The 14,811-nt window shown below is 35.4% G+C and carries 18 protein-coding genes and 1 pseudogene; 3 read left to right on the forward strand and 16 right to left on the reverse strand.

Annotated features, from left to right (window positions below):
* Positions 1–491: 491 nt before the first annotated feature.
* From ACFSBH_RS13840 to ACFSBH_RS13850, 3 genes are all read right to left on the reverse strand, one after another.
* Positions 492–677, reverse strand: a complete 186-nt coding sequence (locus ACFSBH_RS13840; RefSeq protein ID WP_333482940.1) for an SDR family NAD(P)-dependent oxidoreductase — start codon at positions 675–677, stop codon at positions 492–494.
* Between the two features lie 406 nt (positions 678–1,083).
* Entirely contained in the window at positions 1,084–1,518 is a 435-nt protein-coding gene (locus ACFSBH_RS13845; protein WP_066417336.1) for a CBS domain-containing protein, read from the reverse strand.
* Between the two features lie 309 nt (positions 1,519–1,827).
* Positions 1,828–2,406, reverse strand: coding sequence for a cupin domain-containing protein (locus tag ACFSBH_RS13850; protein WP_066417339.1), 579 nt, complete (start codon positions 2,404–2,406; stop codon positions 1,828–1,830).
* 322 nt (positions 2,407–2,728) lie between these two features.
* Here ACFSBH_RS13850 and ACFSBH_RS13855 point away from each other — a divergent pair, with 322 nt between their 5' ends.
* Positions 2,729–3,040, forward strand: a complete 312-nt coding sequence (locus ACFSBH_RS13855) for a hypothetical protein (protein ID WP_084380491.1) — start codon at positions 2,729–2,731, stop codon at positions 3,038–3,040.
* A 120-nt stretch (positions 3,041–3,160) separates the two neighbouring features.
* On the opposite strand, the gene ACFSBH_RS13860 is transcribed toward ACFSBH_RS13855, so the two are convergent.
* Complete coding sequence (locus tag ACFSBH_RS13860; RefSeq protein ID WP_066417341.1) at positions 3,161–4,114, reverse strand: zinc-binding dehydrogenase; 954 nt, start codon at positions 4,112–4,114, stop codon at positions 3,161–3,163.
* Positions 4,115–4,751: 637 nt separating this feature from the next.
* Here ACFSBH_RS13860 and ACFSBH_RS13865 point away from each other — a divergent pair.
* Positions 4,752–5,327 (forward strand): recombinase family protein, encoded by a 576-nt coding sequence (locus ACFSBH_RS13865; RefSeq protein WP_066417344.1) that lies wholly within the window; start codon positions 4,752–4,754, stop codon positions 5,325–5,327.
* Positions 5,328–5,508: 181 nt separating this feature from the next.
* On the opposite strand, the gene ACFSBH_RS13870 is transcribed toward ACFSBH_RS13865, so the two are convergent.
* The 12 genes and pseudogenes from ACFSBH_RS13870 to ACFSBH_RS13925 all read right to left on the reverse strand — a co-directional run bounded on the left by ACFSBH_RS13870 (position 5,509) and on the right by ACFSBH_RS13925 (position 12,908).
* Positions 5,509–5,736: a sulfurtransferase TusA family protein gene (locus tag ACFSBH_RS13870; RefSeq protein ID WP_379598110.1), complete on the reverse strand. Its 228-nt coding sequence runs from the start codon at positions 5,734–5,736 to the stop codon at positions 5,509–5,511.
* Positions 5,737–5,771: 35 nt separating this feature from the next.
* Positions 5,772–6,899 carry an MBL fold metallo-hydrolase gene (locus tag ACFSBH_RS13875; RefSeq protein ID WP_379598087.1) on the reverse strand — a complete coding sequence of 376 codons (1,128 nt, stop codon included), beginning with the start codon at positions 6,897–6,899 and terminating at the stop codon, positions 5,772–5,774.
* Positions 6,900–6,983: 84 nt separating this feature from the next.
* Positions 6,984–7,169 (reverse strand): annotated as a pseudogene (locus ACFSBH_RS13880) (glutaredoxin family protein).
* A gap of 13 nt (positions 7,170–7,182) precedes the next feature.
* The gene (locus tag ACFSBH_RS13885; RefSeq protein WP_379598089.1) at positions 7,183–7,755 is read right to left on the reverse strand and encodes a sulfurtransferase TusA family protein; all 573 of its coding nucleotides are present in this window, start codon (positions 7,753–7,755) and stop codon (positions 7,183–7,185) included.
* An 18-nt stretch (positions 7,756–7,773) separates the two neighbouring features.
* Complete coding sequence (locus ACFSBH_RS13890) at positions 7,774–8,073, reverse strand: rhodanese-like domain-containing protein (RefSeq protein ID WP_379598091.1); 300 nt, start codon at positions 8,071–8,073, stop codon at positions 7,774–7,776.
* Positions 8,074–8,097: 24 nt separating this feature from the next.
* Positions 8,098–8,463 (reverse strand): rhodanese-like domain-containing protein, encoded by a 366-nt coding sequence (locus ACFSBH_RS13895; protein ID WP_379598093.1) that lies wholly within the window; start codon positions 8,461–8,463, stop codon positions 8,098–8,100.
* Positions 8,464–8,477: 14 nt separating this feature from the next.
* Positions 8,478–8,957 carry a DsrE/DsrF/DrsH-like family protein gene (locus ACFSBH_RS13900; RefSeq protein ID WP_379598095.1) on the reverse strand — a complete coding sequence of 160 codons (480 nt, stop codon included), beginning with the start codon at positions 8,955–8,957 and terminating at the stop codon, positions 8,478–8,480.
* A 175-nt stretch (positions 8,958–9,132) separates the two neighbouring features.
* On the reverse strand, positions 9,133–9,393 hold the full coding sequence (locus ACFSBH_RS13905; RefSeq protein ID WP_379598097.1) for a metal-sensitive transcriptional regulator: 261 nt from the start codon (positions 9,391–9,393) through the stop codon (positions 9,133–9,135).
* A 185-nt stretch (positions 9,394–9,578) separates the two neighbouring features.
* Complete coding sequence (locus ACFSBH_RS13910) at positions 9,579–9,935, reverse strand: YidH family protein (RefSeq protein ID WP_379598099.1); 357 nt, start codon at positions 9,933–9,935, stop codon at positions 9,579–9,581.
* Positions 9,936–10,038: 103 nt separating this feature from the next.
* Complete coding sequence (locus ACFSBH_RS13915) at positions 10,039–10,608, reverse strand: class I SAM-dependent methyltransferase (RefSeq protein ID WP_379598101.1); 570 nt, start codon at positions 10,606–10,608, stop codon at positions 10,039–10,041.
* Positions 10,609–10,678: 70 nt separating this feature from the next.
* Positions 10,679–11,230: a carbonic anhydrase gene (locus tag ACFSBH_RS13920; protein ID WP_379598103.1), complete on the reverse strand. Its 552-nt coding sequence runs from the start codon at positions 11,228–11,230 to the stop codon at positions 10,679–10,681.
* Positions 11,231–11,246: 16 nt separating this feature from the next.
* Positions 11,247–12,908, reverse strand: a complete 1,662-nt coding sequence (locus ACFSBH_RS13925; protein WP_379598105.1) for a SulP family inorganic anion transporter — start codon at positions 12,906–12,908, stop codon at positions 11,247–11,249.
* A gap of 329 nt (positions 12,909–13,237) precedes the next feature.
* Between ACFSBH_RS13925 and ACFSBH_RS13930 the strand changes: the two genes are divergently transcribed.
* Positions 13,238–14,734 carry a hypothetical protein gene (locus ACFSBH_RS13930; RefSeq protein ID WP_379598107.1) on the forward strand — a complete coding sequence of 499 codons (1,497 nt, stop codon included), beginning with the start codon at positions 13,238–13,240 and terminating at the stop codon, positions 14,732–14,734.
* Positions 14,735–14,811 lie beyond the last annotated feature (77 nt).

A 14,811-nucleotide genomic window follows, 5' to 3' on the forward strand; every position in this document is an offset into this window, starting at 1 on the left:
CAGCGGAATGTCGTGTACCAAATAAAACTAAATAAATCATAACAATAGTCCACATCTAAAACTAGGTGTGGATTATTTGACGTTTACAGATATATACGCATATATGATTGTCCTGCTTCCTATTCCATTTTTGTTATTAGGTGTCTCTTATTTAAAAGGAAAAACAAAGCAGAGTTAATTTCCAAAAGGGGTATTTCATCTGAATTACTAAGAAAAACAAAACGCACGAATGCAGTTATCAACATTCGTGCGTTTTCATTTTGGAGGATTTTTACCTTGAAGGATCCTTATAGGAAAGCCCAAGCGATCGTTATTCGTTTAATTACACGTTATATAGAGCACCATCGATAGTGAATGAAGATGAGCTTACATAAGAAGCTTCGTCAGAAAGTAAAAACGCAATTACTTAGCTACTTCTTCAGGCTCCCATAGCGTTTCATTGGTACTGAATCGTTATTAGCTGCTACTGATGAAGTATTGACGATTGCACCCTATTTTTGTGCTTTCATTATCGGTAATACGTATTTAAGACCGAAAAGTATGCCTTTTACGTTATTTCCGTAAACGAAATCAAATTCTTTTTCTGTAATTTCTTCAAGTGGTTTAACTGGACCCTCAACGCCTGCGTTATTTACAAAGCAATCAATGCGACCAAATTTAGAGATTGTTTGGTCTATTTAATTTTTAACACTTTCTTCATTAGAAACATCTGCTTTTACTGCTAAGCTATTTTCTTCTGTTAAACCAAGCTAAGCTTGAACGGCTTTGATTGTGTCTTCCTTTCAACTAATACAACTTTCAACTTGTGCGTTAGCTAATTTTCGTACGACTTCTTTCCCGATACCGCTTACTGCAACTGTAACATTAACTACTTTGTCTTGAAATCTCATACAATTCCGTCTTCTTTAAAATAATATATCCAGCTATAAAACGAAATTTCCCAAAACTTAAAAAAGTGAGATGACCAACCATGACAGAACTTTTCTGGATTAACTAAAGACCTGAGATTCCCTTCTATTATAAAAAGTGTTACAGATCGAGGCCTCTACTAATAATTATTTATGCAATAAAAGTAACCCCTTATTATTGTTGAGGTGCGGAAGGAGTTGAAATGCTTTGTAGTGCCTGTTCTGCCTCGTTTGCATATTGATTTTGTACGGCTAGATCACCCAACGCAACTATTCCAACAATTTGTCCATTCTCAGTTACCGGCAACCGGCGAATTTGCTGCTGTGCCATCAAATTTGCTGCTTGATGAACATCCATATCAGGTGTACCTTGTACGATTTGCTGTGCAGTCATAACTTGAGATACTGGAGTTTGTGCATTTTCTCCTTGTGCTATCGTACGAAGGGTAATATCACGATCCGTTACAATTCCAACAATTTGCCTGCTGTTATTTATTACTGGGATAGCTCCGATATTATATTTGCTCATTAACGCTGCAGCTTCCTGTACGGTCTGTGTTTCGTTAACTGTAAGAACATTTGGTGTCATGATATCTCTTAATTGTGCCATGAAATTACCTCCAAATATATTTTTCCTTTATAGGATGAGGAACATTGGCGATATTATTAATGGTAACTTTATGCTAAATATAAGCTGCACCGTCTTTTATGAATTAAACCTAGCTATTGTGTAATGATAATAAAATTGTTTAATTTTGAAGCTGAAAAAACGCATTACACCGTTCGCAAATGTGGACGGTGTAAAAATAAAGTTGCTTAATTTCTTGTGAAGTTACTGATTATGGAAGTAACAATAAAGTCGTTTAAAAATCAAATCCTTATGCCACAATCGCGCCCGATTCCAGAAGACCATAGGTCTCTAACCTTCGATAGCTTCGGCATCTGACTTTGTTCTATGCACAGTGCCAAATGGATGCTCGGGTGGTGCATAGATTGTGTAAAGTTTTAACGGGATATTTCCCGTATTTGTTAAATTATGCCACATGCCAGCAGGGACCATAATAGCAGAGTCATCATATACATGCCTTACAAAGTTTAACTGATCTCTACTCTCGCCCATTTGTACAAATCCTTGACCTTCCTCAATACGTAAAAATTGATCTACGTCAGGATGAACCTCTAGACCAATATCTTCCCCGACATTGATACTCATTAAGGTCACTTGCAGATTATCTCCAGTCCATATAGTAGTTCGGAATGTGTTGTTTTGCCTAGCAGCCTGATTAATATTCACTACAAAAGGTTCTTTTCCATAGTCATTTAATATGGTACCAGTATATCCTTGAGTGTTTGGATATGGCCAATATTGGTTTGCATAGCGCATTCCATACGACATATTTCCATAGCCAGGATCAAACATATTACCATGATTACATATTGGCCCATGACCATAATAAGCGTTCGAATAATAAGGGGATATATAAAAAGTGTTATTCATTGAAACATTCCTCCAAAGACCTTTGATTATAAATTCATCATATGTCCCGCGTACTTAGGAGGTTATTGATAATTCTTATTCCGATATCTGGCCTATTACTGAAAAAAGCACAATAGATATGCGCCCGATTGTGGAATATTGAAAAACACGAAACTAACGTTATGGGTTTATGTTGTATCGATAAAGACGAATTTATGAAAAAATGCAAAAAATATCGAATTGAATAATGCACAATAAAAGATTTTCAGCGACTAGATGTTTTGACAAACCTTTCTTGACATAATTATATTCGTCTTCTCTCATATTAAATACGAAGGAGATGATGACATTGAAAATATTTGATGATGAGAAAAATAAAAAGAGTGGTCAGACAAATAAAGGTCAATCGAAACTAGGAGCAAGTAGAATGTCAAATGCCTTTGCTTCATTGAAATCACAACCGAAGGGCCAAGAAGAGATTTCCAAAGAGTTCCTTCCTACAAACAGTCAAGCAAGTAGAATGTCTAATGCGTTTGCTTCATTGAAATCACAACCGAAAAGCCAACAAGAGATTGCGAAAGAATTTGCCCCTTCTAAAGGCCAAACATTTAAGCATGATAATGGTGCAAATTTGGGTAATCAGAAACCTAAGTAAGGATAATTTTATTTTAAAAATATGAAAGCCTGTGAAATTTTCCTTGTTGTAAAATTTCACAGGCTATTTCATTTCAGAGGAGAGTTTTGTCCCAACCTTTGTTACAAAGAAAACTTATATTTATTCAAATACGGCTACTAAACGGCCTTTTACTTCATGATTTTTGAGTTTTTCTAAGCCTTTGTCGATCTCTTCAAATGGGATTGTGATAAGAGTTGGACTCATTTTTCCAGTAGAGAAGCAATCATATACACCCTTTAAGTCTTCTACTGACCCACCATTACTTCCTAGAAGCTTAATTTCTTTTGTAATCATTAAATAAGTATTGATATTGGATTCTAATTTACCCATACCAACAATTACAACAGTTCCTTGTGCTCTTACAGCTTCCAGTGCATCTGCAGTTGTTTGTCCAAAACCAGCAAAGTCAACAATAACGTCACATTCCGCTTCTTTCATATCTAGAATAGTATCGAAAACTTTATTAGCCCCTAGTTCTTCAGCAAGTTTTCGAGCTTCTGGAGAAACATCAGTAGCGTACACTTCGCAACCTTTAATCAACGCCATTTGCAATGCAAACTGACCAAGTCCACCGATACCGATAATTCCTAATTTTGTACCTTCTTTTGCTTGTCCAATACTGAAGAGAGCTCGATAAGCTGTGATACCTGCATCTGTTGAAGCAGCTCCTTCTACAAAGGAAACGCCTTCAGGAATGATTACGCATTGAGCTGCAGGTACACGTACTTTTTCTGCATACCCGCCGTCATAGGTATACCCAGCAGTTACTTTTGTTTCTCTATTCATTGGGTTAGCCCCGACGCGGTCTCCAACTTTAATATCTTCTACACCTTCACCCACTTCAATAACTACCCCGGCAAACTCATGCCCCATAATAACAGGACCATTTGGGAAAAGTGGCATCCAACCCGGATCTTGTAATGCTGCAACGTCCGAATGGCATAAACCAGCAGCTTTCACATCTATCACAACGTGACCTGGAATCGCTTGTGGATCTTCTTTTTCAATTAATTCTAGTGGTTTATTTGTACCTGAAAATAGCCAGCCTTTCATACAATCGCCTCCAATTGTTTTACTTATATAATACCGTATATTAACGCATAAGATGCATAAGGAGGTTCTGCCAAAAGTTGAGTATTCTTTAACAGAACTTGGCCCCCTATATATTTTGGAACATTCTTGTTCCATTAACCTCTTTTAATTAGATTATTTCATAACCCTCTTTATATTTTGTCATAAATTCCCAATTATCTTCAGTGGATCTCCTCCACAATCCGTAATTAATGGAATAACAGGATTTGCAGTTTTAAATAACTTTATTGTCAATCAACAGCTATTCAACAGGTTATCAATTTCTTGTTGATTATTGTATGGTTTTGATAATTATGAAGACCCGATTACGGTTATAAAATTGTCATACATATCCTTTCTTAATTTGTAAAGGAAAACCTTTTAAAATTAATTTCTTTCATGATCGGGCACATCTCAATAAGAATTCCACTCTTTCTTTATGCATAGGGTGTTTTTTCTGGAGTAAAGTAATAATTTATGGACTGAACGGTAAAAACCAATCATCCATTTCTTATCAATAAGGTACACCCTATTGATATAATTTTGGTTCCTTGATATCATTAGCTTGATAGACTCTCAATAACACCTATCAAAAATACATATTAAAAGAGGACGAAATATGATCTATGGATACGCACGGGTAAGTGCACAAGACCAAAACCTTGATACCCAAGTTGAAAAACTCACAAAATTTGGAGTAGATGAAATTGTAAAGGAAAAAATTAGTGGTGTTTCTAAACAGAAGCAACAATTGGACGAACTTCTTTCCAAAATTGCTACTGGTGATACTTTAGTTGTGACTCGAATGGATCGTCTTGGTCGAAACACTGTTCAGTTGCTGCAACTGGTTGAACAGCTTCGTGAAAGGAACATCCACTTTGTTATCCTTAATTTAGGAATTGATACAAGGACACCTACTGGTAAATTCTTTTTAACTGTAATGGCAGCATTTAGTGAGCTAGATCGAGAAATGATTAAAGAGAAGCAACGTTCTGGGATTAAATTGGCCAAGCAAAAGGGCAAATATCGAGGAAGAGTAAAAAAATATACGGATAAACATCCAGGAATGAACCATGCCATTGAATTACGAGAGACAACAGATAAAACGGTAAAGGAGATATGTGCCATTACAAAGGTTAGTCAGGCAGCGTTTTATCGCAAGCTAAAGGAAATGGAGGAAAAAGAGGGTGAATAATAGAATGTAAATTATTCCCTGTGTGGCCCCTCAATCCTCGAATCGTTTCCGTACCCCCATTATATTAGGAACTAGACAGTTAATTCCTTAATAGATTGCTCTATTCTACCAACATATCAGATGGGGTTTCGTGAATACAAAGGGGCATACTAAGTAAAGTACCCCTTTCTCCGACTAATTTTTAGCCTTTTTTTATCCAGAACTTTAAAACCCCCTCTTCTTCGGTATCTTTCAACAATTCATGACCTCCAGATTTAGCCCATGCTGTTAGGTCACTTTTAGAACCTTGATCTGTCGCATGAATTTCCAAAATTTGTCCTGATACTAACTCATTGATTGCTTTCTTTGTCCTTACGATCGGCATAGGACATGCTAAACCTTTTGCATCTAACACTTTATCTGCTTTCATAGTCATTACAATCACTCCTATTTTTACATACTTTTTTATCGAACGGCACAACGGTTAGGTCCAATTTCCATTTCACGCTGTTTTTCTTCGTCTGGGTTGATTTTACCCATATTTGTTTCGCGAATTTCTTGATAAGCATTCGGTTGCGGTGGTAAGTTTTCAGTGACTATTTTTCGAAACTCATTTTCGTCATCAATATTTAATCCATGATTTTGTGCAAATAATGTTCCAAGTTTCTCTGCGACGCTACCATCGTCATTCAATTCCTCAATAATCATAAAGTGAGCAGGTAGTACAATCAATTCCTCAGATAATTCTCGATAACGTTTATAGAGCGTTTCTCTTAAATCGCTCACCCAATCTTGTGCTAAACCTGCAAGGTCAGGTCTTCCGATTGAATCAATGAAAAGGATGTCACCTGTGAGTAAGAATTTCTCATCCACAACAAATGAAGTGGATCCAATGGTATGTCCTGGAGAATACAAAGCATGAATATTAATGGTTGTGTTGCCAATGATGACATTTTCACCATCTTCTAATGTCTGATAATCAAAAACTACTTCTCCAGCATCTTTTGGTGGCAACCAATAGGTCGCACCAGTTTCTTTTGCAATGGATCTTCCACCTGAAATATGATCCGCATGCAGATGTGTATCAAATACATGCGTAATTACCGCACCAATATCCTTCGCAAAATTTATAAATATATCCGTCATTCGTGTTGCATCAATAATCGCAGCCTCTCCGTTTGAAACAACCATGTAAGACAAACAGCCTTTACCGAGACGGACAAACTGGTATAGTTCACCGCCATCGTTTAAATCGCCTACTTTTACAAGCTCTAAATGTTCACTCCAAGCTTTCATTCCTCCCTTGAGATACGAAGCTTTTATGCCTGCTTCACTTATCATTTCCGCTACCATCAAGGAAGAGCCTTCCTTTGCACAAACTACAAGGATTTCTTTATCCGTTGGAAGCTTGTCTTGAATAGGTTCAATCCCATCAATCAATTCAAAATAAGGAACATTTAAATATTCAAAGTTTTGACCTTCAATTTTCCAATCATTAAAATCATTCTCATTACGGACATCGAGTAAAAATACGTGTTCTTTGTTCAGTACCTTTCCCGCTACTTCTTTAGCTGACATTGGTTGTACAGTCATTTAGTACCCCTCCATATATTTTTTATAAATTACTCACTATTTTAGTAGTGCCATCATCATACTATTCGGATCAAAGCCAATAACCTATTTTCCATTAACCTCCGTTTGAGGCAGACCCATTTCGCCTGTTTTTCTCACTAGTTGTTGCATCATTTTAGGATTCGTTTCAACATTCACCTACTTGAAATCAATGTTGTTTTCAGATAAAAAATTCTTTATCATTACACAATACGGACATTGAGTTGTTGTATAAACAGTAATGTTATCCATGGTTTATACTTCCTTAACCATTTAAGCGTTCTGTTTCGTCTTCCCACTGACTCATCCCCGGAATGACATTCGTTACGTTCGTAAAGCCTTTTTCTGCTAATTTTTGTGCAGCCAAATCACTTCTGTTACCTGTACGGCAAATCATATATAACTCATCATCTTTGTTAAGTTCATTTAAACGACTTTCTAATTCGCCCATTGGAATGGATATTGCATTAGGGATGTGATTAAATGCATATTCCGCTTGTTCACGTACATCGATGACAATAACTTTTTCATTGGCATTCAATTTACGTTGCAAGTCAGCATTACTAATCACATGAGGATGTTTTGATTCTTGTTTTTCTTCCTCATTGCTTGCCTTTCTTAGATAATGCTTTAATACCTCCCCATCTTCTACTGTACCTAAATAATGATGACCAGAGCTCTCAGCCCATGCTTTCAGATCCGCTGTTGAACCTTTGTCAGTTGCTTGAATCTCAATGACTTGGCCTGGTAAAAGGTCGTTCATCGCTTTTTTGGTTCTTACAATTGGCATGGGACAAGATAAGCCTTTTGCATCTAATACGTTGTCAGTTTTAATCATCTTTTATTTCCTCCCAAGTTATTTACTTAAAGTGCCTTTCCATTCAAGCATGCCACCAACCATATTACTTGCGTTATACCCAAGTGAATTTAAGAACTGCGTTGCAATGCCACTCCGATTCCCTGATCGACAAATGATAACATATTCCGTTGTCTTTTCTAGCTCTGCTAATCGAGTTTGTAATTCTCCTAGAGGAATATGCATCGCTTCGGGTATTTTACCAGCTTCAACTTCAGAACTTTCACGAACATCTATGATTGATACTTCAGTAGATCCCATTAATAAAGCCACCACCTCATCAGGTGTTACTTCTTTCATGAATATGACCCCCATTTTTTGGCTTTAACTTCTCCATGCTGCCATCCCACCTTTTACATTCGTGATTTTTGCAAATCCTAACTTTTTAAGAATCCTCGTGGCTTTGTTACTTCTCATACCGCTTTGACAAATCACAACAACTTCCTTATCTTTTGAAAGTTCATTATGACGTTGTTTAATTTGAGGCAATGGAATATTTTTAAATCCGTGAATATGATTCGTTTTAAATTCATATGGGGTACGAACATCAATAAATTGATACCCTTTGTCTTTCAAAATCTTTTTCACGTCACACGTTCCAATTTGACTTACCCCTCTTACAGGAATTAATTGTTTGATCAGAAACCAGATAACAACTAGACTGATAAGACCATTTATAATGAACTCCATAAGTTGCCACCTCTTTATATAAACAAATTTACATTTCCATCTTCAGCATCTGCCAAATATGCTGCAACGCCTGCATATTCGAGTCCATCAATTAATTCTTCTTTTTGAAGGCCTAATAGATCCATTGTCATCGTGCATGCAACAAGTTTTACATCTTGTTCTTTTGCCATATCGATTAAATCGGGTAAAGGAACTGCATTATGCTTTTTCATGACATGTTTAATCATTTTTGAACCCATGCCAGCAAAATTCATTTTTGAAAGACCCATTTTATCGGCACCTTGAGGCATCATTTTTCCAAACATTTTTTCTAAGAAGTCTTTTTTCACAGGTACTTGTTCGTCTTTTCTAAAAGCATTCAGACCCCAAAATGTTGCGAAAATCGTAACCTCGTGGTCATAAGCTGCTGCCCCATTTGCAATAATAAAGGCTGCCATCGTTTTATCGTAATCTCCGCTGAATAAAATAATGTTAGTGTTTTTCTTTTCAGTCATTTTTTCACCCCTCAACTCATTTTTACATATACCCGTACAGGTATTAAATAATTCAAAAAAATATAGGTTTATCCTTTTTTAATATGCATTTATTTTCTAAATCCCTCCTTAACAATCATACCCATAAGGGTATGATATATGATTTAAAAATTTATGTCAACACGTTGTTTTCTATCTATCTACTTTTCACTAACAAATTGACTGCTTCTTGTATATGAGCCCCTGTATCTTCACCCTTATCAATCTGTTCCCTTACACATTGCTCTAAGTTAGAACTTACGACGACTGCTACTGCACGGTCCAACGCATTTCTTGCAGCTGACATTTGAACAACAATGTCTTTACAATCTTTCCCTTCTTCCATCATTCTTAAAATGGCTTTTACTTGCCCCTCTACTCTTTTGATCCTATTTTTCATTCGAGCATTGTACTCCATGAATTTCCCTCCTTTTTTCCACAGTTGTATCTATTTAATCGTTTTCCTGATTCTTGTTTTAAATAATAACCATTTATAAGATAACTACTATAAGTTAAACTACGCTATATTAATAATATATTTAATCACTCCCTTACTATCTTAAATAGCATAATATACCTATATGGGTATTTGGTCAAGTGTTATTAAATGACAAATAAATAGTAAAAAGAAAACAATAGTAGACCTGAACAAATAACAGTCGTCATAAAAATAATGATTATAAATGAAGAATGGAATGTTTGTGTATTAATGTTTCTTCTATTACGTATATAAATAAAAGTTGCAAAGAAAATTGTTATTACTCCAAGTAAAAGTGAAAACAAACTAATCAGCGTTGCAATCGTATCAGCCATATATTCATTCATAGGCATGTTAAAGTGTAAAGTTGTTGCTAAAAATCCAATCCCAATAATAGCAATAGCCGTCCTAATCCATGCTAAATAGGTTCTTTCATTTGCTAAATGTTGTTGGATGTATTTGGATTCGTCACTTTGCTTCATATAGACATGACCTCCGAATATTCATAAGTCTAATGACTTTCTTTTTCAGGAGTGTGTCATCATCTCTTAACAACAAGAGACTCAAATGATTTATATATTTTAGTTAATCGACGACACCTGTTAGACCATAAACAGAATCATTAGAGTACGACATTTCAACAGCAAAACCTTGTTTCTTCAGAATTTCTATCATATCTGAAGAAGATATTCGTTCATGTAAAGGAGGTCCCATTTCAGATTCTACCTCTTCCCATTCAAGAAGATATAATTGCCCTCCACTTTTTAAAATACGTTTCACTTCTTTTAGTGCCTGTTGAAGATTAGGCAATTCATGTAAGACTAATGAAATAACGGCTTTATCTACAGAATGATCGTCAAGTTTAATCTCTTCTAAATCACTTAGTACATATTGAATATTATCTATATTTGCTTTCTTAGCACGTTCCTTTAATAATTCTAGCATTTTTGGTTCAATGTCAACCGCGTAAACAATCGTTTTGGTTTTTTCTGCCAACGGGATTGTAAAGAAACCATTACCTGCACCTAAATCTGCTACAATATCTCCCTCTCCTACACCAAAATCTTTAATGATTTTATTTGGCACAAGTAATTCATACCGTTTTGGGTCAATAAGTTTATTCGCTTTACTTGGATGAAAACGTTCTCCAGACATCTACACTTACCTCCCTATACAAGGGTATATTATATTGAATCGGTCATTTCATATCAAATAACAATAATTATTAAGTCAATCTTTCAAGTTCTCCTGATTCTACATGAAATAAGCAGCCTCTCACTTCAACATCGTTTCCATAAGCTTTATATATCGGATGCTGTTTTAGATGTTTCACTTGTTTTAATACATTATTTTTTGCAAGTTCATCCAAAGAAATCTCTTTTATATCATGCTTGTTTGGGAAACTTTTTCGAATCTTCGAAATCCAACCTTGCAATTCTTCCTCATCATTGTCTAACCAAGCAGCTTTTATTCCCCCACACTCTGTATGACCTTTAATGATTATCTTTTTAACCTTTAGATGTTCCAGAGCAAAATAAAGACTCGCTGAAAAACTTTCATCCTCTGTAACAACTTGGTTAGCAATGTTCCGATGGACAAACATTTGACCAAGCGGCATCTGCGTAATAATAGAAGGACTTACTCGTGAATCACTACAAGACAATACAAAGAATTCTGGTGTTTGTCCCTTTTTTAATTCATCAAAAAAGAATGGATCTTGTTCTTTTATTTTACGAATAAATTCCTCATTGTTTTTTCGTAACTCCGAGTCCTGCAATTTGGCTCACTCTCCTTTATTTTCCGATTGCTTTCAATGCATGTTCAAGGGACAAAAATTGTAGTTGGTTTCCATACTTATGATTCCATTCTGCTTTTTTCAGCAGATCCTTAACTGGACCTTTGATTCCAGCAAACAAAAACTGGATACCCCCTTTAGAACACGTCTCCATGATTTCTTCTAAAGAATGTATTGCAACAGCGTCGATGGAATTCACACCAGAAAAATCCAAGATGATCCATTTGGTTTGAGGTTTTTCTGCAATCCTTTCACATAATTTATCATCTAAGAACGACATATTTGCAAAGTAAAGAGAGGCATCAATTCTAAAAATAGTGACTTCAGGAACCACCTTAGCCTCTGGAAAACGTTTCATGTTTCGAAAGACGTTCTTATCTGGTAAGTAGCCTAATTCAGCTACATGAGGATATGCGCTTCTGCCTATAAAAACTAGTAAAGAAAAGGCTAATCCAATCAAAATACCTTTCTCGATGCCAATGGTAAGGGTTGCAATAAATGTAATGACCCAAGTCCATCCATCCACACTTCGTATTTTAAATAAATATTTCGCTTCCTTTACATCGATTAAACTATAGACAGCTACCATAATAATGGCTGCCAATACTGCATTCGGAAGATAATAGAAGAAGCCAGTAAAGAATAACAGTGTGAATAGAATTAAAACTGCTGTAATAATTGAAGCGAATGGCGTTCTTGCTCCAGCCTGATAGTTCACGGCAGAACGAGAAAACCCTCCAGTAACTGGATAAGCTGAGAAGAATGATCCTGCCACGTTTGCCAATCCTAATCCAACTAATTCTCTATTTGGTACGACTTTATATTTTTCTTTTGATGCAATTGCTTTTGCCATCGCAATCGATTCCATAAATCCAATAAATGAAATCGTTAAAGCAATTGGCATTAATGCGATGACTGAATCCATATTAAAAGCAGGCAATGAAAATGTGGGTAAACCTTTAGGGACTTCACCAACGATATTAACTCCAAAAGCATGCAATTGTAAGAGATAAACCAATAAGATACTCAGCCCTACAACAACAAGAGGACCAGGCACTCTAGGTACATATTTTTTTATTCCAATTAATAAAAGGATGCTTCCAATACCAATTGCAAATGCAATCACGTTTATTTCTGATATTTTACTCAATGATTCCCACAATAATAAAAACACGTTATCAGACTCTAATTTTATACCGAGTAAATGTTTTAATTGACTTAGACCAATAATGATTGCAGCAGCAGAAGTAAAACCACTAATAACTGCATGAGATAAAAAATTGACTAAAAACCCTAGTTTTAGTATCCCCATAAGAAATTGTATCAAACCGATCATTAACATGAGCAGAAGTACTAGTGATATATATTCCCCCGTACCTGGCTCAGTAATGGTCGAAACACCTGCCAAAACTAATAAAGAAACCATAGCAACTGGACCGACAGCTAATTGCCGTGATGTTCCGAACAATGCATAAATAATTAAAGGAATGGTTGACGCATATAACCCGATAACAGGAGGCAGACCAGCTAACATCGCATAAGCCATTCCTTGAGGGATAAGCATAATAGCTACGATTAACCCTGCCGACAAGTCCCCACTTAAATCTGATTTTTTATAATTAAGAATCCAATCTAGTGCGGGGAAAAATTTTTTTAACACATTTATTCTCTCCTTTCGTTTAACACCTTTTTTCATATACCTATACCCGTACACCTATTATATATTTTAAAAAAATATAGTCAAGTTATTATTGAAAATAAGTGGTACTAAGAAAATTTACTACAAAATCCCATAACAACCACCCTGTCCACTTCGAAGATGGCTTTACAATTGTGATTTAAGGTTTTCTTTACAATTAAAATATTTATTGCTACCATGTATGTAAGTGATAACTTACATAGTTATAATATCAAGTTTAAAGTAGAAGGCAACTAATATCTAGTTACAGATATTATCGACTTTTACTAATAAGGGGGGAAAGTCTTAACATGTTAAAAAGGCTGGTCAAATTACTAACAAGATTCCCAGTAAAATCGATACTCATTATGATCATCATTGTGATTTTATTAGTTTTTGGTGTAAGAAATGTATTTATGGCTACAGGAAACGATACGCTGGTCAAAAGTAATACAGATGTATATCAAGATAATGTAATGCTAGAGAAAGAATTTGGTGGGGAATCTGTGATCGTTTTATATGAATCGGATCATTTATTAACGCCAAAAAACTTAGTTCATATGAAAGGGCTTGAGGATACCTTACAAACAAGTGATTCGATTTACAGTATTTTAAGTCCAGTCACACTTGTAGAAGAAATTGTAAATAAACAAGGTGAAAATTTCAAGGAAGGTATTGAGGAAATCGTTGAAGGTTTAGATACGATGGGTACAAAGTTAATTGAAATTGGTAAAGAAATGGGAGAAAATGCTAAAGGTAATCAAGAGATTGATTTCCCAGAACAAGAAGGTTTAGAAATGCCTGATCTTGGAGGTGCAAAAATTCCTGAATTTGAAGGAATCAAACTTCCAGAATTCGAAGATCCAGAGATTCCTGAATTTGGGGAGACTCAACTTCCAGATATAGATGGACAATTAGCTGAATTAAATAATGGATTTACTCAATTGATTGATGCTCAAGAAAACTTGGGTGATGGTACACAAAATCTCGTTAATGGATATGTCCAGTTTGGTACAAAAACGAAGGAATTAGCGGAAACCTTGAGTGTTATTGCTAATCAACTGGGGGATAATCAACAGCAATCACAACAGCTACTAGAAATAAGCGGTGGGTTAAATCAGTTGTCAGAGCAAATGACAGATATATCAAAAAATACTGCTCAGTTACCAGAAATTTCTACACATACAATTAATGGTCTTCAAAATATGCAAGAGAAGTTAAATAAACAGTTAAACGAGCAGAAGCAACAACAAGAGCATATACAGCAAGAACAAAAGCAAATGCAGGAAGACATGAAGAAAAAGTTACAACAGGAACAATCTGCAAAGGAAGAACAGATAAAGCAAGAAATGGAGCAACAGTTAGCTAGACAGAAGACTTTGCAAGATGAAATGAAAAAACAACAAGAACAAAAACAAAAAAAAGTAAAAGACCAAATGCTCAACCAACAGAAAGAAAAAGAAAATCAAATGCAAGAATTCAAGGAGAATATGCAAGGTAAAATGGATAAACAAGCCGAGAATTTAAATGAACTTGCAGAAGGTTTAACAGAAATGGGAGAAAAATTACAAACAATCAGTGAAAATATGGAAACCATTCATGGTTACTCAGATATCATGAAACCTAGTCTACCAACAAAACAGGAAACATTAGATAATATAGTTTATGATGATAGCAAACTTCGACCTATATTTGAAGAGGTTATCATTGATGACAAGTATATGCTTATGATGATTCGATTTGATGGGGCTACAACAGATAATGAAAAAAGTGAAGTTGTACAGACGATTAACGGGCTTGTCAAATAAAGTGTGTAAGTTCCCATTTATTCAAGGTACTTTAACACCCTATCTTTCAGTTCATCATGAAGAAGAAGCTGGTTCAT

It is taken from the genome of Oceanobacillus luteolus (genome assembly GCF_042678205.1).
Classification (GTDB): domain Bacteria; phylum Bacillota; class Bacilli; order Bacillales; family Amphibacillaceae; genus Oceanobacillus; species Oceanobacillus luteolus.